At 68.6% G+C, this 20419-nt stretch carries 15 protein-coding genes; 11 read left to right on the top strand and 4 right to left on the bottom strand.

The genetic code is table 11. From position 1 onward, the window contains the following. Positions 1–21: 21 nt before the first annotated feature. Together A3G1_RS36725 and A3G1_RS0124730 are read left to right on the top strand one after the other, a co-directional pair. Positions 22–1191 carry a multidrug effflux MFS transporter gene (locus tag A3G1_RS36725; RefSeq protein ID WP_051110648.1) on the top strand — a complete coding sequence of 390 codons (1170 nt, stop codon included), beginning with the start codon at positions 22–24 and terminating at the stop codon, positions 1189–1191. A 119-nt stretch (positions 1192–1310) separates the two neighbouring features. Next, positions 1311–2507 (top strand): FG-GAP repeat domain-containing protein, encoded by a 1197-nt coding sequence (locus tag A3G1_RS0124730; RefSeq protein WP_083937091.1) that lies wholly within the window; start codon positions 1311–1313, stop codon positions 2505–2507. Positions 2508–2549: 42 nt separating this feature from the next. On the opposite strand, the gene A3G1_RS36720 is transcribed toward A3G1_RS0124730, so the two are convergent. Next, a complete protein-coding gene (locus tag A3G1_RS36720; protein WP_018352185.1) occupies positions 2550–3875 on the bottom strand; it encodes an MFS transporter in 1326 nt (441 codons plus the stop codon). 278 nt (positions 3876–4153) lie between these two features. Here A3G1_RS36720 and A3G1_RS0124715 point away from each other — a divergent pair, with 278 nt between their 5' ends. The 4 genes from A3G1_RS0124715 to A3G1_RS0124700 all read left to right on the top strand — a co-directional run bounded on the left by A3G1_RS0124715 (position 4154) and on the right by A3G1_RS0124700 (position 11966). Beyond that, complete coding sequence (locus A3G1_RS0124715; RefSeq protein ID WP_169437612.1) at positions 4154–6586, top strand: FG-GAP-like repeat-containing protein; 2433 nt, start codon at positions 4154–4156, stop codon at positions 6584–6586. Between the two features lie 176 nt (positions 6587–6762). Beyond that, positions 6763–7947 (top strand): FG-GAP repeat domain-containing protein, encoded by a 1185-nt coding sequence (locus A3G1_RS0124710; RefSeq protein ID WP_083937089.1) that lies wholly within the window; start codon positions 6763–6765, stop codon positions 7945–7947. A gap of 192 nt (positions 7948–8139) precedes the next feature. Then, positions 8140–10626 (top strand): FG-GAP-like repeat-containing protein, encoded by a 2487-nt coding sequence (locus A3G1_RS0124705; RefSeq protein WP_018352181.1) that lies wholly within the window; start codon positions 8140–8142, stop codon positions 10624–10626. Positions 10627–10781: 155 nt separating this feature from the next. After that, complete coding sequence (locus A3G1_RS0124700) at positions 10782–11966, top strand: hypothetical protein (protein WP_083937106.1); 1185 nt, start codon at positions 10782–10784, stop codon at positions 11964–11966. 64 nt (positions 11967–12030) lie between these two features. Here A3G1_RS0124700 and A3G1_RS0124695 read toward each other — a convergent pair whose 3' ends face one another. Further along, the gene (locus A3G1_RS0124695; RefSeq protein ID WP_018352179.1) at positions 12031–13092 is read right to left on the bottom strand and encodes an aspartate-semialdehyde dehydrogenase; all 1062 of its coding nucleotides are present in this window, start codon (positions 13090–13092) and stop codon (positions 12031–12033) included. A gap of 103 nt (positions 13093–13195) precedes the next feature. Further along, positions 13196–14461, bottom strand: a complete 1266-nt coding sequence (locus tag A3G1_RS0124690; protein ID WP_018352178.1) for an aspartate kinase — start codon at positions 14459–14461, stop codon at positions 13196–13198. A gap of 105 nt (positions 14462–14566) precedes the next feature. Between A3G1_RS0124690 and A3G1_RS36715 the strand changes: the two genes are divergently transcribed. The 4 genes from A3G1_RS36715 to leuA all read left to right on the top strand — a co-directional run bounded on the left by A3G1_RS36715 (position 14567) and on the right by leuA (position 18151). After that, positions 14567–15358, top strand: coding sequence for a hypothetical protein (locus A3G1_RS36715; RefSeq protein WP_018352176.1), 792 nt, complete (start codon positions 14567–14569; stop codon positions 15356–15358). 40 nt (positions 15359–15398) lie between these two features. Continuing rightward, positions 15399–15875 (top strand): hypothetical protein, encoded by a 477-nt coding sequence (locus tag A3G1_RS0124675; protein ID WP_018352175.1) that lies wholly within the window; start codon positions 15399–15401, stop codon positions 15873–15875. Continuing rightward, the gene (locus tag A3G1_RS0124670; protein ID WP_018352174.1) at positions 15872–16225 is read left to right on the top strand and encodes a hypothetical protein; all 354 of its coding nucleotides are present in this window, start codon (positions 15872–15874) and stop codon (positions 16223–16225) included. The genes A3G1_RS0124675 and A3G1_RS0124670 overlap by 4 nt, the downstream gene beginning before the upstream one ends. A 249-nt stretch (positions 16226–16474) precedes the next feature. Continuing rightward, positions 16475–18151 carry a 2-isopropylmalate synthase gene (gene leuA / locus A3G1_RS0124665; RefSeq protein ID WP_018352173.1) on the top strand — a complete coding sequence of 559 codons (1677 nt, stop codon included), beginning with the start codon at positions 16475–16477 and terminating at the stop codon, positions 18149–18151. Positions 18152–18244: 93 nt separating this feature from the next. Here leuA and A3G1_RS36710 read toward each other — a convergent pair whose 3' ends face one another. Further along, complete coding sequence (locus A3G1_RS36710; protein ID WP_018352172.1) at positions 18245–19624, bottom strand: MFS transporter; 1380 nt, start codon at positions 19622–19624, stop codon at positions 18245–18247. A gap of 86 nt (positions 19625–19710) precedes the next feature. On the opposite strand from A3G1_RS36710, the gene A3G1_RS0124655 reads away from it, so the two are divergent. Further along, entirely contained in the window at positions 19711–20334 is a 624-nt protein-coding gene (locus A3G1_RS0124655) for an HNH endonuclease family protein (RefSeq protein WP_040479504.1), read from the top strand. The last annotated feature ends 85 nt before the right edge of the window (positions 20335–20419 follow it).

The raw sequence follows: 20419 nt of genomic DNA, 5'->3' as shown, positions 1-20419 counted from the left end.
GGTGCGGCTAGCGTTCCGATCATGCCGCGCCGCCTGTTTGTCCTGCTTGGAGCCTTGTCCGCCTTCGCTCCGTTGTCGATGGACATGTACCTGGCCGCGCTGCCCCAGCTGGCCAGCGAGTTCGACGCCTCAGCGGCAGACGTCCAGCTCACCCTCACGTCCTGCCTGGCCGGCCTGGCGCTCGGCCAGCTCGTCGCCGGGCCGCTGAGCGACAGGTTCGGGCGGAAACTGCCCCTGCTGGCCGGCGTCGGCGTCTACGTCGTGGCCTCGCTGGCCTGCGCGCTCGCCACGAACGTGCCGATGCTCACCGGCCTGCGGCTGGTCCAGGGCCTGGCCGGGGCGGCAGGCATCGTGATCGCCCGCGCGATCGTCCGTGACCTGTTCGAGGGCGCTGCCGCGGTGCGGGTGCTGTCGGCGCTGATGCTGATCGGCGGGCTCGCCCCGATCCTCGCCCCGCTGATCGGCGCGGAACTGCTGCGCTTCGGCTCCTGGCGACTGGCCTTCGTCACATTGACGATCATCGGTGCGGCCATGCTGCTGGGCACGGTTTTCCTGCCCGAGACCCTGCCTCCGCACCGCAGGCGGGCCAGTGCGCTCAGCGGGTTCGGCACGGTCCTCAAGGACAAGATCTTCATTTTGTACGTGTCGGCAGCGGCACTCGCCTTCGCGGCGCTCTTCGGGTACATCTCCGCCTCGCCGTTCGTCCTGCAGAACGTGTACGGCCTCAGCCCCCAGCAGTTCAGCTACGCCTTCGCGGCCAACGCGCTCGCCATCGTCGTCACCGGGCAGGTCAACGGCCGCCTCGCGCGCCGGTACTCCCCGGCAGCCCTGGCCAGCGCAGGCCTCGGTGCCACCCTGGCCGGCGGGCTGCTCCTGCTGGCCGGGGTGCTCGGCGACCTCGGGCTGCCCGTCGTGCTCCCGGCCCTGATCATCGTGGTCGGCAGCATGGGCCTGGTCTTCCCGAACATCACGGCGCTCGCCCTGGCCGGCCACGGTACGCAGGCCGGGACGGCTTCGGCGGTGCTCGGCACGACCCAGTACCTGGTCGGGTCGGCCGTCGTCCCGCTGGTCGGCCTGGCCGGCGACCACACGGCCGTGCCGATGGCCATCGTGGTCGCCTCACTGTCCGCAGCGGCAGTCGGCGCCTACGTGCTCACACTCCGGAACCGTCCGGGGCTGGCTCAGGCGTAGCCGTACCCGGGTTTCCGGTTTCCCCATTGCTACCGGCAACCATCCGCGGCGAGGCTAGCGTCTTGGAGAACGTGCCGCGTGTGCACCCGCATGCGCCCGCGCGGACAGACGGGGGTCTCATGAGAATGGTCAAGGTGGTGCTGAGCGCCGCGGTGCTGGCGGCGAGCCTCGCCCCGGCTGGGGCCAGCGCGGAGCCCAGCCGCGGCACAGCGGCCAAGGTGCCCGCCCCGGTGGTGGAGTCGTCTTCCTCGCCGCTGAGGCCGGACAGCAGCAGTTTCAGGGCGGACTTCGACAACGACGGCTACCACGATGTCGCACTGTGGAGCGAGAACTCCACCGACGGGCCTCAGCTGGCGCTGCTCATGGGCAGCGCGAGCGGAACGCTCAGCGAGAAGCGGCAGGCATGGGCCGCCCCAGCCGGCTGGCACGGCCGGATCAAGCACGTGTCCGCCGGGGACTTCGACAACGACAAGCGTGGCGACCTGGCGCTCTTCTTCGAGCAGCCCAGCGGGTACGCGGCGGTGTACGGAATCGTGTACGACCCGGCCACCGGCATGTTCGGCCAGCCGAAGCTGTACTGGGAGGCTCCGGAGTGGGGCACGGGAACCAGGTTCGTCGCGGCCGGTAACTTCGACGCCAGCGGTGGGACCGATCTCGCGCTGTTCTACCAGTACGACTCCAGCCACGTCGTGGTGTTCCAGCTGTGGCACGACTACCTCACCGGCCCGCTGAGCAGATGGACCTTCAACCTGCCGGACCTGCCGCACTGGGGCAGCGGTACCCAGGCGATGCTCGCTGGCCAGTTCTACGGCGACGGCAAGGCCGACATCGCGTTGCTCTACTCGTACGGTGATGGCCACGTTTCGCTGTGGACGTACATCCTGCAGCGTGACAAGTACTCGACGCCGAAGATCACCCGGCAGTGGGACGCACCCCGATGGGGCACCGGGACCAGGTTCGCGCACACCGGCAACTTCGCTGGTGACACGCGAGAAGACATCGCACTGTTCTACGACTACGGCCTCGGGCACACCACCGCGTTCACCATGACCGCCGCCCAGGGGCAGGGGGACATCAGGCTCACCGGGCCGGCCGTGCTCTGGGACGGGCCGGTCTGGGGTGGCGGGACCACCTTCGTGACGGCCGGTAACTACACGGTGAAGGACGAGCGGACCGAGCTGGGGTTGTTCTACCTGTACACCAGCAACGTGATGCGGATGTTCACGCTCACGCCCGTGACCGGCGGCGGATACTCCGGGCCGGGGACCAGGTGGTCGAGTGACTATCCGGGTTCGGCGATCAGAGCCGCGCTCTGACTGGGTGAGCAGGCGGCCGGCCTTTGGTGCCAGGCCACCCGCTCACGCCCGGGAACCGTCCAGGGCCGGCTCGGGCTCGGATTTCTCCTCGGCCGGCTGGGCATTGTCGGCGTCGCGCATGGCGAAGAGGGCGTAGACGGCGCCGGCGATGGCGAGCAGCGCCCCGCCGGTGAAGACCAGATCCATCCGGCCGAAGGTGATCCAGCCGAGGTCCAGCCGGAAGCCCACCGGCAGCGAACCGGCCACCGTGCCGGCGATGCCCATCGAGCCGATCGTCGCGGCGCTGTTCAAGGGCATCAGGGTGGCCCAGAACCTGCCCTGGAACTCCCGGGGCACCACCTTGAGCACGATGGGGGTCATGACCGTGTTGACCATGCCCACCGCGGTGCCGAGCGCCAGGAGCACGATCATGCCGAAGACCAGGCTGGCGGACCGGGCGTAGCAGAGGAAGAGCACGGCGAAGACCGCGATGCCCCACCGGTAGACCAGGCTGTGGCCGAAGCGGTCGCCCAGCTTGCCCCCGGCCAGCGAGCCGATCAGGAACCCGGCGCCCAGTGCCGCACCGAGCAGGCCGAGCCACCGCGCGTCGACGTGCAGGTTCTCCTGGACGAAGTACACGTCCAGCGCGTTGAGCGAGCCGACGCCCAGCATGCACAGCACCATCACGACCAGCATCGCGACCAGCGCCCGGCTCCTGCGGATCAGTTGCAGGCCCGCCACGAACTCGCTGCGCACGCTCGACCCGGGCTCCGGCTCGCGGACCACCTCGGCGACCGGCGGCTGGACAGCCCTGATCGCGACGTACGAGACCAGGAACGACAGCGCGTTGATCGCCAGCGCCCACTGTGGACCAGCGGCGAACAGCAGCGGCGCGGCCATCGGCGGGCCCACGATCGTCGCCAGCGCCCCCGTGGCCTGCCCGTACCCGGTGGCCTGGCCCCGCTGCTCGTCCGGAACCACGTCCCCGATCAGCACGGCGCGGGCCGGGTTGAAGAACTGCGACACGGCAGTGGTCAGCGCGACGATCAGGCCCGTGACCAGGAGGATCACCGGGACGGGCACGGTACCGGACGGCAGGAACGCCATACCGGCCAGCATCGCGATCAGCCCGGCCCGCAGCAGGTCGGCCCGGAGCATCGTGCGCTTCTTGTTCCACCGGTCGACGTAGACGCCGGCGACGGGCGCGACGAGGACGGTGGAAACCGACGCGACGATGAGGACCGCCGTACTCGCGAGGGGTGCGTAGGACTTGCCCTTCAGCAGTACCGTCGCCACCCACAGCAGGAGCGTGGTGTGGAAGACCATGTCCCCGATCAGCGAAACGGCCTGGCCGATCCACAGGTAACGGTAGTTGCGATTGATCAGCACAAGATCCAGTGTCCTGGAGTCCCGCCAGTCCCGCTGTCCCGGCGGCTGCCCCGGCTGTGGCGCAGGCCTCATTCCCGGGCCAGACGTTTGGACGAAAGTTGATGTCCGTTCACGCGAAGCGGCGCGACATCACGACCACAAGCAGGGCGATCGTCCGGGTACTGTCCTCAGTGATCATTTTCCGTGACCGTTCCGTGATCACGGCTCTCTACAGTCTGTTGGCGTTTGCACGTCACTACGGGGCATGAGGTGCTATGAAAGCGCTCAAGATCTCTCTGGTGGCTGCTGTCTTCGCCACTGGCCTGGTGCCAGCGGCAGCCCAGGCGCAGCCGGCCGGAGCCACCACCCTCTACGTCAACGACGATCCCGGGCTGTGCTCCGACCAGGGCGGCGGCTCGCAGGGACAGCCGTTCTGCACGATCCAGAAGGCCGCGGACGTCGCAGGCCCCGGGCAGACCGTCAGGATCCGGCCCAGTGTCGTCGAGAAGAACGGCCTGAGGTTCACGAAGTCCGGCACGGCGGAGGCGCCGATCCGGTTCGTCGTCGACTCGCCGGACTCCACCGGCTACTTCACCGTCAACACCGTCCCCGACAAGCCGGTCAGCTTCGAGCCCGGCGTGCACGATGTCCAGGTCACTGGCCTGTACATCGGCGGCGGCTCGGCGATCAAGATCACGCAGGCCCAGTCGATCGTCATCGACGACTCGATCCTGTACTCGCCGGTCTCGGTCTCCGGCTCCGGCAAGGTCACGATCCAGCGGAACGACATCGGCAGGACTGTCACCGTGGACGGGAAGTCCACGGGCGTGGTCGTGTCGACCAACAAGTTCCGCGCGTCGGGGGTGAAGCCCGTCGTGGTCGGTGACGCCAGCGGGACGACCATCACCAGCAACACGTTCGTGCCGCACCCGGACGGTGTGGAGATCATCGGCGCGACGGACACCCGGCTGACCAACAACTACTTCTACCACTCGTCGACCACCGCGGACCTGTCGAAGCCGTACGTCACCGTGGACAGCGCGAGCGCGCCGAGCACCAAGATCAGCCACACCGCCTTCGGTACCGCTGACAAGACCGGTCCGCTGTACCGGTGGGCCGGCGTGGACTACAAGACGGTCGCCGCGTTCCAGGCCGCGACCGGGCAGGGCACCGCTGACCTGACGGAGAACTGGGCCCGGAACAGGTCAAGGAACCCGTTCAGCCTGCCAGCCGTGGTGATCGACTCCGCCGACGCCACCGCGCCCGGCCAGCTCGGCACGGACATGTACGGCCGGCAGCGGCTGCGCTTCCCGAGCAAGCCGGCCGCGGACCCCAGCCACCACGACCGGGGCGCCATCGAGCGCATCCCGAACGTGTACGCGACCACCCTGGGGGCCATCTCGATGCTCGACACCCCGGACGGCATGACCGCCGAGGTGACCCGTATCCAGTACAGGGCTGAGTGGGGCGGCGGGAAGCTGACCGCCACGTACATCTGGGGCGACGGCACGACGACCGAGTCCTCGGTGGACCTGCCGCTGCTGACCGACCTCGAGTACCAGTACGGCTCCCTGCCGGCCCAGCGGCACCGGTTCACCCGGCCCGGCGGCTACCAGCCGAAGGTGGAGCTGATGATCGAGGGCGCTCCCGCACCCTCGGACGGGCTCCCTTCCAACGCCTGGGTCTCGGCACCGATGACGACGTGGGGCAACTCGGACTACAAGAAGGACGGCAGCCAGATCAAGGCCGACTTCACCGGTGACGGGTACGACGACGTCGTGCTGCTGGAGTCGATCCCGATGTCGTTCCAGGCTCGCCTGCTCAAGGGCGGGGCGGCCGGCTTCCAGGAGACGACCGATGCCTGGTGGGGCGGCAGCCCCTGGTACGGGACCATCAAGAGCCTGACCGCCGGGGACTTCAACGGCGACGGCAAGGCCGAGCTGGGCATCTTCTTCGAGCGGGCCAACGGCTACGTCGCGCTGTACACGCTGAGCTACGACGCTTCGACCGGCCGGTTCAGCGAGCCGACGGTGAAGTGGGAGGCTCCGCAGTGGGGCACCGGCACGCGGTACGTCGCCTCGGGTGACTTCAACGCCGACGGCCGGGCGGACCTGGCGCTGTACTACCAGTACAGCGGTTCGCATGCCGCGGTCTTCACGCTGAAGGGTAACTCCGACGGGTCGCTCGGCTCGTTCAAGCAGGAGTGGAACGCTCCGCTGTGGGGTACCGGCACGCAGTCCATGACCGCCGGTGACTTCAACGGTGACGGCAAGGCCGAGCTGGCCCTGTTCTACCACTACGGCGGTACGCACGTCGCGGCGTTCACTCTGGACGGCGGGGCGCTGACCACCCGGTGGAACGCCCCGTACTGGGGTGGCGGCACCAAGCTCGTGCAGGCCGGCAACTTCGGTGGCGACAAGAAGGCCGACCTGGCGCTGTTCTACGACTACGGCAACGGGCACGTCACCGCGTTCAGCCTGCTGTCGGGCCCGAGCGGCGTCCTCAGTGGACTCGGCACGATCTGGGACGGCCCGGTGTGGGGCGGCGGCACGCGGTTCCTCACCTCCGGCAACTACACCGCCAAGGACGAGCGCACCGAGCTCGGCATGTTCTACGACTACGGCAACTACACCGTGACCCTGATGACGCTCAGCCCCGCGCAGGGCGGCGCATACAGCGGCCCGTACACCCGGTGGACCGCACAGGCCCCGGGAGTGAAGACCGGCGCGTAGCCAGCCAGCAATAGTCAGCGATTCCGGCCCCTGTCTCCGCGCGGAGACAGGGGCCGGATTGTTTCCCCGGGCTCTTTCTCCGCGACACGGCCTCGGTACCGCGTCTCGGTCACGCCTGCTCCGTTGTGCCAGTGGGAGGCTTGATTTCGAGGCTCGATTCATGAGACGGGGATCTGATGAGAACGCTCACACTCGCGCTCGCGGCCACGGTCTTCGCCGTGAGCCTGACGTCTTTGACAAGCCCGGCCCAGTCAGGGCCAGCCAGGTGCCCGGCCGCCGCCGCTGCCGGAGCGGTACAGGAATGCGTCGTCGTCATTCCCGGCCAGGGGATGTACCAGCCGGACGGCAGTCAGCTGAACGCCGACTTCGACGGCGACGGCTTCAACGACATCGCTGTGTGGGAAGTCGCGAACGCGTTCACGTTCGTCCAGCTCAGCAAGGGTGGCGCCGGCGGCATGGGCGCTTTCGTGACCGCGTGGTCCGGCTCGTCGCTGTGGCTGAACCGCGTCAAGCACGTGACGGCGGGCGACTACAACGGCGACGGCAAGTCCGAACTCGCTTTCTTCTACGAGCAGACGGACGGGTACTCGGCCGTCTACACGATGACTTTCAATACTGGCAACAATTCCTTCAACGCTCCGGTACTGAAATGGGAGGCGCCGTCCTGGGGCGTCGGTACCCGATTCCTGGCTTCCGGATACTTCTCCGGTATCAGTGAGAACCGCGCCGACATCGTCATGTTCTACCAGTACGACAACAACCGGATCGGAATCTTCCGGCTGTTGAGCGATATCGGCGGTGGTTTCGTGTGGACCGCCGGTCCGGAACTGGCGTCCTGGGGCCCGGGTACTAAGGCGATGGTCGCTGTCGGCACCAGTTCCGCCAACATCAGCAATATCGCTCTCCAGTACGACTACGGCGGCGGGCACATAGCACTGTGGACGCTGCACTGGGACGCGCTGAGCCTCACGTCCTGGGCGATGCCGTGGGACGGGCCGGTGTGGGGCGGGGGTACGCGGTTCGTGCGGGCCGGGAACTTCGCCGGGGACACCGTCGCCGATCTGCTGCTGTTCTACAACTACGGCGGCGGGCACGTCGCCGCGTTCGTTCTCACCGCCACCGGGCAGGCGTACACCCCACCGACGCTGCTGTGGAACGGGCCCACGTGGGGTGGCGGCACCCAGTTCCTCACGGTCGGCAACTACGTCGCCCTGAACGAACGCGACGAGCTGGGTATGTACTACAACTACGGCAACGGGACAGCGGCGATGACGACGCTCGCACCGGTACCCGGCGGCTACAACGGGCCGTGGGTGCGATGGACGTCGAGCCGCGCCCAGTACGGGAAAACGGGTATCTGAGGCCCGCAGCGCGCCTGACCTATGACGAAACGCTTACCGCCGGGAGCCTGCCCGGCGGTAAGCGTTTCGCATTCGCCCTGGTAGATGGACCGCGAGTACAGCAGGCGACAGATAGTGCGTTATCGATCCGTGACCATCGTTTCGTAGCGTCGGCTCCCGCAAGCCAACACTCATCGATACGGGGGTATCACTGTGAGAACACACAGGGTCCTTCTCGCGGCGGCTGTCGCAGCGGGGGCCGGGCTCACACCGGCCGCCGCCCAGGCCGAGACGCCCGGCGGGATCTACTACGTCAACAGCGGGGTCCAGTCCTGCTCGGACAGCGGTCCGGGCACGGCGAGCCAGCCGTTCTGCACGATCCAGAAGGCTGCGGACATCGTCCAGCCCGGACAGACGGTCCGGATCGGCGGCGGGAACGCCGCTCCCTACGGCAGCATGAGGCTCACGCGGTCGGGGACGCCGGCCGCACCGATCCGGTTCGAGAGGCTGGACACGAGCCAGTACTCCGTGTCGTTCCGGAACGGCAACGAGGTCAGCCTGGCGCCGGGGCTGCACGACGTGCGGATCAGCGGCCTCGCCGTCTCGCTGGCCTACAACGAGCCGGCCCAGACGCTCCGCCTGGCCGGCACCAGCTCGATCCACTTCGATTCCGGCAAGATCAACGCGGCTCTCGACCTGACCGGGGCCAGCAAGGTCACCGTCTCGCGGACCGAGATCACCAACCCGGTCAAGGCTGGCGCGGGGGCCAGCGACATCACCCTCTCGACCAACCTCATGACCTCGATGTGGCAGAGCACCCAGCCGATCATCCTCGTCGACGGCGCTCAGAACACCACCATCACCAGCAACACCATCTCGCGGAACCACGCCGGCATCGCGGTGAAGGGGTCTGCCGCGAACACCCGGATCACCAACAACTACTTCCCGCCGAAGTACCCCTACTCGCCCGTGCAGGTGCCCTACGACCTCACCAAGCCTTCGATCGAGGTCGAGAGCGACAGCACGGCTGGCACCAAGGCCAGCTACAGCGCCTTCGGCACTGTGAGCAACCCTCCGACGTTGTACCGGTGGGCAGGCACCAACTACCCGACCGTCACCGCTTTCCAGGCGGCGACCGGTCAGGGTACGGCCGACCTCACCGAGAACAGCCCGGCCGACAGGGACCGTAGCCAGTCCGCGCTGCCGGCCGAGCTGATCGACTCGGCGGACAGCGGCGCGCCCGGCCAGCTCGGCACCGATGTGCTGGGCGGCAAGCGCGTCCAGTACCCGGGCAAGGCCGGGCAGGCGCCGTACCACGACCGGGGCGCCTACGAGCGCCGCCCGCAGCTGTCCGTCTCCGGCGGCCAGATCGGCTACAACGGCTCGGCGGACGGCATGACGGCACTGTGGAAGGACGTCCACTATGACCTGGCGTGGCCGGCCACCCGGCTCGTCGTCACGTACACCTGGGGCGACGGCACCTCGACCGTCCGGAACATCGACCTGCCCGCCGGCAACGGCCCGTTCAGCGGCCAGCTGAGCCCGGAGACCCACCGGTACCAGCGCCCGGACGCGTACCGGCCCACGGTGGAAGTCAAGCTCGCCGATCACCCCGAGGTGTCCGGCGGGACGTCGGGGCTATTCTCGGCTCCGGCGCTCGACCTCTACCTGCGGCCCGCGATCAAGAAGGACGGCGGGCAGGCGAGGGCCGACTTCAACGGCGACGGGTACGACGACGTCGCCCTGCTGGAGGAGACCTCGTTCGCGTTCCGCTTCCGGCTGCTCCAGGGCGGCGCCGGCGGATTCGCCCCTGACCAGGTGACCTGGACGGGCCCCTCGCAGTGGCACAGCCGGATCAGGCACCTGACGGCCGGTGACTTCAACGGCGACGGGCGCGCGGAGCTGGGCATCTTCTTCCAGCAGCTGACCGGATACGTCGCGTTCTACACGCTCACCTTCGACACGGCCAAGGGCACGTTCGGTGAGGCCGTGCTGCGGTGGGAGGCCCCGAACTGGGGCGTCGACACCCGGCACGTCTCCGCCGGCGACTTCAACGGGGACGGCCGGACGGACCTGGCCATGTTCTACCAGTACAGCACCACCGATGTCGGGCTCTTCACGCTCCAGGGCAACGCCGACGGCTCGCTCGGCGGGCTGCGGTCCCAGTTGCGGGCCCCGTTCTGGGGCGGCGGCACGACGTTCATGGCCGCCGGGGACTACACAGGCGACGGGCGCGCCGACCTGGCGATGTTCTACGAGTACACGTCCAGCACCGTCGCCGTGTTCACCATGACAGCGAACGCCAGCGGCGAGCTTGGCGGGCTGGTCACCCCCTGGGGCTCTGAGCAGTGGGGACCGGGCACGTTGTTCGTGCAGGCCGGCGACTTCACCGGCGACAAGAAGGCCGACCTGGCGCTGTTCTACGACTACGGAAACGGTGCCGCCGCCTCGTTCAGCCTGACCTCCGGCACCAACCCGGTCAGCACCCTGGAGACGCTGGCGTCGTGGCCACAGTGGGGCTGGGACACGGCGTTCCTCACGGCGGGCCGCTACACCGCCAAGGACGGGCGTTCCGAGCTCGGCCTGGTCTACAACTACGGCAGTGGCAACGTCACCCTGTGGGGCCTCACACCCGGTAACACCACGCCGGTTGCCCGGTGGTCCACGCACGACATGTCCATCCTGAGGTCCGGCATCTGATCCGGATCTACCATGATCGGCCGCCAGATTCCGCTGCGGATCTGGCGGTCGATTGTGTTTCCTGGTACCGGCAACCCTCTCGGGCAGAGCAAGCGTCTACCGATGCGGGTCCAGCTCTCCACCGATCCGCGATCACACACGGGGTGACCATCGAGATGAGACTGACAAAGTTCGTGACCGTGGCGGCTCTCGCCGTCGCGAGCCTGACGCCGGTACCGGCGAGCACTGCCCACGCGACACCCGGGACCAGCCCGGCCGCACCGGCCCGTGCCGCGTCGAACCTGACGGGGCAGACGGCGTTCCAGCCGGACGGCAGCCAGTTCAAAGCCGACTTCAACGGCGACAGCTTCGACGACGTCGCGGTGTGGAAGACATCCGCGAGCGGCGTACAGGTGGATCTGCTGCTGGGCGGTGCTGGCGGCTTCACGGTCGTCCCGGCGGCCTGGACGGGCGGCGCGCAGTGGGTGGACCGGATCAAGTTCGTGACGGGCGGCGACTACGACAACGCGGGCACCAGCCCGGAACTCGCCTTCTTCTACGAGGAACCCAGCGGCCGTGCGGCCATCTACTTCCTGGCCTTCACCGCCGGCAACACCTTCGCTGATCCTGTGGCGATCTGGGAGGCCCCGAACTGGGGCACCGGCACCCGGTTCATGGCCACCACCAGTATCGGTGACTGGAGCGGGAACAACGTGGTGCTGTTCTACCAGTACGACAACCAGCACGCCGCGTTGTTCAAGCTGGTGGTGACCATGTCCGGCAAGTTCGCGATGGATCCGCACGACCTGCCGAACTGGGGTCCGGGAACGAGGGCCGTGGTCGGCGGCGACTTCCGGGACACCCCCACCAATGCCACGAGCGGCAACATCGCTCTTCTCTACGACTACGGCAACGGCCACGTAGCGGTCTGGCCGCTGAGCTGGACCAAGAAAAGCGGGATCTACACCTGGGGAAAGGTGTGGGACGCGCCCCGCTGGGGCACTGGGACCAGGTTCATGACAGCCGGCCACTTCACGAAGGACTCCGTCGACGACCTGGCCCTGTTCTATGACTACGGCAACGGGCACGTCGCGACCTTCGTGCTGGCCCCAAAGTCCGGCGGATTCGCCGGACCGTCCGTGCTCTGGGACAACCCGGCCTGGGGCAGCGGCACCCAGTTCCTCACGTCCGGCCGCTTCACCTCGGCCGCCCCGGGGCTGGACGAGCTGGGCGTCTACTACAACTACGGCAACGGCAAGGCGGTTCTGACCACGCTCACGCCCACGGCCCAGGGCACCTACACCGGCCCGTGGACGCGTTGGACACCGGCCAGCACCACGGGCATCCGGGCAGTCCTCTGACCTGAGAACGCACCGGACGCCGCGTCAGAAGAACGAGGCGGCGTCCGGTGTACGTGCGTGACTCCTAGCGGGCCGACAGCTCCGCCGACAGCAGCTCAGCGATCTGGGCGGTGTTCAGGGCAGCGCCCTTGCGGAGATTGTCGCCGACCAGGAAGAAGTCCAGGGCGCGCGGGTCGTCCAGCGAACGGCGGATCCGGCCGACCCAGGTCGGGTCGGTGCCCACCGCGTCGGTCGGCGTCGGGAACTCACCGGCGGCCGGATCGTCGACGACCACGACGCCCGGTGCGGCCTCCAGCACCTCGCGCGCCTTACCAGCCTCCACTTCGGACCCGAAGATGGCGTGCACGACAGCGGAGTGGCCGGTGATCACCGGTACCCGGACACAGGTCGCCGACACCTTCAGGTCCGGCAGGCCCAGGATCTTGCGGGACTCGTTGCGGAGCTTGAGTTCCTCGCTCGACCAGCCGGCGTCGCGGAGCGAGCCCGTCCACGGCACGACGTTCAGGGCGAGCGGGGCAGGGAAGGGGCCGAGGTCCTCGCCGATCGCCTGGCGGACGTCCCCGGTCCGCGTACCGGCGGAGCGGTCGCCGGCCAGCTTCGCGAGCTGGTCGTGCAGGGTGTCCACACCGGACTGGCCCGCGCCGGAGGCAGCCTGGTACGAGGAGATCATCAGCTCCCGGAGCCCGAACTCGCGGTGGAGCGGGGCCACGGCGATGATCATGGCAAGCGTCGTGCAGTTGGCGTTGGCGATGATGCCGCGCGGCCTGTTCCGGACGTGGTCGGGGTTGATCTCCGGCACGACCAGCGGCACGTCGGGATCCATCCGGAACGCCCCGGAGTTGTCCACGGCGATCGCGCCCTTGGACACGGCGATCGGCGCCCACTCGCGCGAGACCTCGTCCGGCACGTCGAACATCGCGACGTCGACCCCGTCGAAGACCTCCGCCGACAGCGGCAGCACCTCGACCTGCTCGCCACGGCAGCTCAGCTTGCGCCCGGCCGACCGGGGCGAGGCCACCAGCCTGATCTCACCCCAGACGTTCTTACGGCTGCTCAGCAGCTCCAGCATCACGGTACCGACGGCGCCGGTAGCGCCGACCACGGCCAGCGTGGGGAGCTTGCCCATGTTGATTCACCTCTAACGCCGAAGGGTTTGGCTGGTCAGCCGGACGCACCGATTGCATCAATACCACTGGATGGCGGTACTGATGCAATCGGCCGAGCGCTTGTTACCGGCCAGTCCCGGCGTAGACGACCGCCTCTTCCTCGCCGCCGAGCTCGAAAGCCTCGTGGATCGCGCGGACCGCGGCGTCGAGATCGGTGTCCCGGCAGACCACCGAGATCCGGATCTCCGAGGTGGAGATGATCTCGATGTTGACCCCGGCGCTGGCCAGGGCCTCGCAGAAGATCGCCGTGACACCCGGGTGCGAGCGCATGCCGGCGCCGACCAGGGAGACCTTGCCGACGTGGTCGTCGTAGAGCAGGCCCTTGAAGCCGACCTTCTCCTGGATCCGCTGGAGGGCGGCCATCGCGGCCGGGCCGTCGTCCTTCGGCAGGGTGAACGAGATGTCCGTCCGCCCGGTGCCCTCCGTGGAGTTGTTCTGGACGATCATGTCGATGTTCATCTCGGCGTCGGCCACCGCGCGGAAGATCGCGGCCGAGGTGCCCGGCTCGTCCGGCGCGCCGACAATCGTGATCTTGGCTTCGCTGCGGTCGTGCGCGACGCCGCTGATGAGTGCCTGCTCCACGGGAAGATCCTCCATTGACCCGGCGACGATCGTGCCGGGCTTGTTCGAGTACGACGAGCGGACGTGGATCGGCAGGTTGAACCGCCGGGCGTACTCCACGCAGCGCAGCATCAGCACCTTCGCGCCCGTCGCCGCCATCTCCAGCATTTCCTCGTACGTGATCCGGTCGAGCTTCCGCGCGTCCGGCACGATCCGCGGGTCGGCGCTGAACACGCCGTCCACGTCCGTGTAGATCTCACACACGTCTGCGCGCAGGGCTGCGGCCAGCGCGACGGCTGTCGTGTCGGAGCCGCCACGCCCGAGGGTGGTGATGTCCTTGGTGTCCTGTGACACGCCCTGGAAGCCGGCCACGATCACCACGGCGCCCTCGTCGACGGCTGCCTGGAGCCGTCCGGGCGTCACGTCGATGATCCGGGCCTTGCCGTGCGCCGAAGTCGTGATCACGCCGGCCTGCGAGCCCGTGTAGGACTTCGCCTCGTAGCCCAGGTTGTGGATCGCCATAGCCAGCAGGGCCATCGAGATCCGCTCGCCGGCGGTGAGCAGCATGTCCAGCTCACGACCCGCGGGCAGCGGGCTGACCTGGTTGGCCAGGTCGAGCAGTTCGTCCGTCGTGTCGCCCATCGCGGAAACCACCACGACGACGTCGTGGCCTGCCTTGCGAGTGGCGACGATCCGCTCCGCGACCCGCTTGATCCGCTCGGCGTTCGCGACCGAGGAACCGCCATACTTCTGCACGATGAGTGCCACTGATGGCTCCTAACCGAAGATCCTGACCAGCAGCGTACCGGTGAGCGCGATGTGGCCAGAGAACGCGTCCCAGAGTGTGGCTGTGGAATCGGGCACAATCATCGGATGCGCGCTGCCAGCACCCTTGTCCTGCTCGGTACCGCCGCCGCACTGCTCGCGGCGTGCTCGGGGACACCACCGCAGGCCAAACCGACGGCCACCGGTACCAAGCCCGCGCCGTCGCAGGAGCCACGGGCCCGGCTGGGCGGGCTGGCCGCCGCCGCGCTCGACGCGAAGTACACGGCGAACTACACGTACACGCCGAGAAGCGGGACCGCCCGGACGGTGTCGGTGAGCCTCGGCGCCGACGGCACGTGGCGCGTCGACATCCCCGGCGGAGCGCTGGGCGGAGCCGCGAACATCTCGATGCTCGGGCTGAAGGACGGCGTGTACCAGTGCGGGGCAGCCCCGGCACCGGCGCCGACTGGTTCCGCGACGCCGGGCGCGACAGCCGCGCCGTCCACGCTGCCCGTCACGTGCGCGAAGCTGCCGTCGCCGCTGCCGGCCAAGTACGACCCGCGCATCCAGCACCTCTTCACCGACTGGCTGCCCCCGCTCACCAAGCCGACGTCCGCGCTGTCCGTCTCCGCGACGCAGCAGCTCGCTGGCAGCACCGGCGCGTGTTTCTCCGTCGAGTCGACCTCAGCCTCGGTCGGCGCGCCCGTCGACCCGGGCGTCTACTGCTACTCCGACTCCGGAACCCTGACCGGCGCCCGGATCGGCACCGGCACCCTGGTCCTCGCTGGCACCCCGGCCCCACCCCCGGCCAGCGTCCCGGCCCCGGGCCCGCTGACCGGCACGAACCCGATGCAACTCGCCGCCGTGGGCGCCTCAGCCACCCCGACGAAGAAGCCTTAGGCGTACCGATCAAGAAGACCTTTGAGGTACCTTTGAGGTCATGAGCAGCCCGCTGGAAGAAGTCCCGTTCACTGAACTCATCCAGCAGCCAGTCCGGACAACCGGGCGGCTGGCCGGGCGGCGCGCCCTCAAGCTCCGCCGCCGCGACGCCTTCGACCTGGTGCTGATGTCGGCAGAGCGCGCTGACCAGGAGGGCGAGGTCGTCGATCTGACTGCCCGTCTGCTCGCGGCCGTGATCAGGGAAAAAGGGGGAGCCGAAGTGGTGGCTCGGGTGCTGCCCGATGTCCTGCACTGGGTACGGTTCCTGCCTGACGACGACAAGTCGGAGTTCGCGGCCGAGTTCGTCGACACTGCGGAGGCCGCCGCGTCGATCAACAACGTCGCTCCCATTTCTGTCCTGCTCACCCAGTGGCGGCACACGGCAGAGGTGTACGCGGATCCTGAACTCCTCGCGATCCTCACCCGGCCGCTCGACGGAGACTTCGGCCCCGTGCCGCGGCCAGGTGACGGCGAGTGAGCCCGAAGCGGGGTGACCGGGCAGCGCCACCGCCACGCCCGGGCGAGTACGAGCCGAGATTCGCGAACAACGCGGCAGCCAAGGGCTGGGAGGACCTGCGTAGTCAGGTCCCGGAGAACACACGTGCGGCCTACGACGCGATATCCGCCAACCCCAGGCCCACGCCACCTACGGACCGGCATCATCGCCTCAAGGGTTCGCTGAAGTGGGGAAACCACGGCGGGCGGGCACTCGAGCAATGGCAGTACGAGGTGACCAGCGCCGGCCGGATCTGGTACCTCGTTGACGAGGAGAGTCTCACCGTCTGGCTAACCTTCGCCGGAACCGGCCATCCGAAGATCACCGACTAGGCGGCGCCTGAGGGGTCGTTCAGGCTGTTGAGCTGGGGAAACAGTTATTCATGTCTCAGCCGATGAGACGAATTGTCGTGGCCGGTCACCGTCACGTACGGTGAGCCTGTCATGTGGCACGCGCATCTTCTTAGCTGCCGCGGCAGGGCCCGTCAGACCGGCACCCCGTCGCGGAGTTAGCGCGTCCCTGCGTCAAGGGTCCGCCCGCCCGGTCGTTCTTCTCACCAGCAGACTTCCGGAAGGTGCACGATGTCCCCTTTTCCCGCGCGGTCCCCGTTCGCCACGCAGCAGCCCAGCCAGATGCCCTACGGCCGCTACCAGCCGTACCCGTTCGCCGTGGAGCTGCCGGACCGGCAATGGCCCGGGCGCAGGATCGAACAGGCGCCGCAGTGGTGCGCCGTAGACCTGCGTGACGGTAACCAGGCACTGATCGACCCGATGTCGCCGGAGCGCAAGCGGCGGATGTTCCAGCTGCTGGTGGCGATGGGGTACAAGCAGATCGAGGTCGGTTTCCCCTCGGCCAGCCAGACGGACTTCGACTTCCTGCGGATGCTGATCGAGGACGGGCTGATCCCGGACGACGTGATCATCCAGGTGCTGGTGCAGTGCCGGGAGCCGCTGATCGAGCGGACGTTCGAGGCGCTGCGCGGGGCGAAGCAGGCCATCGTCCACTTCTACAACTCCACGTCCGTGCTCCAGCGGCGGGTCGTGTTCGGGCTGGAGAAGGACGGGATCACCGACATCGCGACGACGGGCGCGCGGCTGTGCCAGAAGTACGCCGAGATGCTGACCCCGGACACCGAGATCTACTACGAGTACTCGCCGGAGTCCTACACGGGCACCGAGCTGGAGTACGCGCTGGAGGTCTGCTCGGCCGTCATCGACGTCATCCAGCCCACGCCAGACCGTCCGATGATCATCAACCTGCCGGCCACGGTGGAGATGGCCACCCCGAACGTGTACGCCGACTCGATCGAGTGGATGCACCGCCGCCTGCCGAGGCGTGAGTCGCTGATCCTGAGCCTGCACCCGCACAACGACCGGGGTACCGGGGTGGCGGCAGCCGAGCTGGGCCTGCAGGCCGGCGCGGACCGGGTCGAGGGCTGCCTGTTCGGCAACGGCGAACGTACCGGCAACGTGGACCTGGTGACCCTGGGCCTGAACATGTTCTCGCAGGGCATCGACCCGTGCATCGACTTCACCGGGATCGACGAGGTGAAGCGGACCGTCGAGTACTGCAACCAGCTGCCGGTGCACGAGCGGCACCCCTACGCCGGCGACCTGGTCTACACCGCCTTCTCCGGCTCGCACCAGGACGCGATCAAGAAGGGGCTGACCGCTGTCGACCCCCGGCTGTGGGAGGTGCCGTACCTGCCGATCGACCCGCAGGACGTCGGCAGGTCCTACGAGGCCGTCATCCGGGTCAACTCGCAGTCCGGCAAGGGCGGCGTCGCGTACGTCATGGAGAGCGAGCATCATCTCGTCCTCCCGCGCAGGCTGCAGATCGAGTTCTCCGGGGTCGTCCAGCGCCACACCGACGGTGAGGGCGGCGAGGTCACCCCGGGCCAGATGTGGGACATCTTCCAGGCCGAGTACCTGACGCCGGGCAGGCTGCGGATCGACTCCTACGGCACGCAGACGCTCGACGGCAAGGTCGAGGTCACCGCGTCGACGACCCTCGGCACCATCTCGGGCGTCGGCAACGGCCCGATCGCCGCGCTCGTCGCCGCGCTGTCCGATGTGGACATCTCGGTGACCGTGCTGGACTACGCCGAGCACGCCCTGACGGCCAGCGCCGACGCGAAGGCCGCCGCCTATGTGGAGTGCGCGGTGAACGGCCAGACGTACTGGGGCGTGGGCCTGTCCAGCAACATCGTCACGGCTTCGCTCCGCGCTGTCGCGAGCGCGGTGAACCGGGCGGGGTAAGGGTCGGGCCGGGGTCGCCCGGGGCCGGGCCAGCTGTGCGGGCTGGGTGGGCTTACCCGGCGGCCTGGGGTGCTGTGCGCAGCAGGTAACCCATCATGGGTTTGGGGTTTGATCTGGGGAGGTCGCGGCGGGGCGGGCGGGCAGGAGTCCGGCCGTCACCGCCGCGCCGAGCACCATGAGCGCGACGCAGTACCAGATCGCGGAGCGGTAGCCGTCGGCGAAAGCCGCCGCGTCGGTGTAGGAGTCCTTACCGAGGCCGGCGAGCAGCGGCAGGGCGGCCACCGCGATCAGACCGGCCGCCCGGGCCACGGCATTGTTCACCCCGCTCGCGACGCCGATGAACTCCTGCGGGGCCGCCGCGAGCACCGAGGACGTCAACGGCACGACGAGCAGGGTCATGCCTGCCCCGAGGACGAGGACACCTGGCAGGACCTCCAGCACGTATGACGGGCCGGCGCCGAGGAGCATGAGCAGGCCGAGGGCGCTGAGCAGCGGGCCGAGGATCAGGGGCAGCCGCGCACCGATCTTCTGGCCGAGCACCCCGGCCCGGGGCGAGAACACCAGCAGGATCAGCGTGAACGGCAGCAGGGTGAGGCCGGCGCCGATGGCCGAATAGCCGGCCGAGATCTGCAGGTAGAGGATGAGGAAGAAGAGGGCACCGGAGAGCGCGGCGTACACGAAGAACGTGACCACGTTGATCACCGCGAAGTCGCGGCACGCGAACAGGCCCGGTGGCAGCATCGGTGCCGTGGAGCGGCGCTCGATCAGCACGAAGCCGATCCCGGCCAGCACGCCGGCCAACCCGGCCAGCCAGCTTCCGTCGATCAGCGCGTAGGTGATCGCACCCAGTGAGATCGCACCGATCGCGGCACCGGGCACGTCGAACCTGGCGGCCTTGCCGGGGGTGCGGCTCTCCGGGACGTACAGGAAGATGCAGACCAGGACCACGACGGCCAGCGGGATGTTCAGGAAGAACACCCAGCGCCAGCTGAGCGCGTCGACCAGCCAGCCGCCGACGAACGGCCCGACAGCCGCGGCCACGCCGCCCAGCCCCGCCCACAGGCCGATCGCGCGGCCACGGTCCTCCGGCGCGAACGACGACTGGATCAGGGCCAGGGAACCGGGAGTGAGCAGCGCCGCGCCAATCCCCTGGAGGATGCGGGCAGCGACCAGCAGGCCAACCGAACCGGCGAACCCGCACATCACCGAGGCGACCGTGAACCACACGACGCCGACGAGAAAGATCAGACGACGGCCGTACCGGTCGCCCAGCGCCCCGCCGAGCAGCACGAACGCCGCCAGGGTGAGCGTGTAGCCGTTGACCGTCCACTGGAGCCCGTCGAGCCCGGCGCCGAGATCTCGGCCGAGGTGCGGCAGGGCGACGTTGACGACAGTGGAGTCGAGCAGGGCCATACCGGAGGCCAGGACCGTGGCGGTCAGCGTGCCCCGGCCGGCTGCTTCCTTGATGCGCACAAAACCGTCCTCAGGCGAGCGAGCGGGGTGCGTCAGGAAATTGTGGCACGGTTGCGCTGTCTGCGACCGGCAAGGCATTCTGGGGCGTGTCTCCCCGAATTCTCCCGCTCGTCGCGGGTGTCACGCTCGTGCTGCTCGGGGGATGCAGCACCCCGCCGGCCACCGGTTCGCCCTCGCGGGCCGAGGCGGCCACGAACCAGCTCTCGCAGCTCACCGTCCGGCCTGCCGGCGGGATGGCCGGGTACAGCAGGGAGAAGTTCCCGCACTGGTCGGCTGTGGCCAATGGCTGCGACACCAGGGAATTCGTCCTGAAGCGCGAGGGCACCGGGATCAAGACCGACAAGAACTGCAAGGTCACGGCTGGCCGGTGGCGCTCGCCGTACGACGACAAGCAGCACACCGCAGCGTCCGACCTGGACATCGACCACATGGTGCCGCTGGCGAACGCCTGGCGGTCCGGCGCGAACGAGTGGGACAACGACCGGCGCGGCGAGTTCGCCAACGACCTCGACCGGCCGCAGCTGTTCGCCGTGACCAACAGCGTGAACAGGGCGAAAGGCGACCAGGACCCGTCACAGTGGAAGCCGCCGAACCGGTCCTACTGGTGCGAGTACGCGGTGAACTGGATCGCGGTGAAGAAGCACTGGGCGCTGTCGGTGACGAGCGCTGAGCGAGACGCGCTCAAGGACATGCTCTCGGCTTGTACGTAAAAGTTAACAGAGATCCCCTACGGACGGTATCGGGCGACGAGCCGGCTGCGGGTCACCCGCGCCCTGGCTACGGTCTGCTCGTGCC

Origin of the sequence: Longispora albida DSM 44784 (genome assembly GCF_000379825.1) — a bacterium.
In the GTDB taxonomy this organism is placed as follows: Bacteria; Actinomycetota; Actinomycetes; order Mycobacteriales; family Micromonosporaceae; genus Longispora; species Longispora albida.
This window is presented reverse-complemented; position numbering and strand designations above follow the sequence as displayed.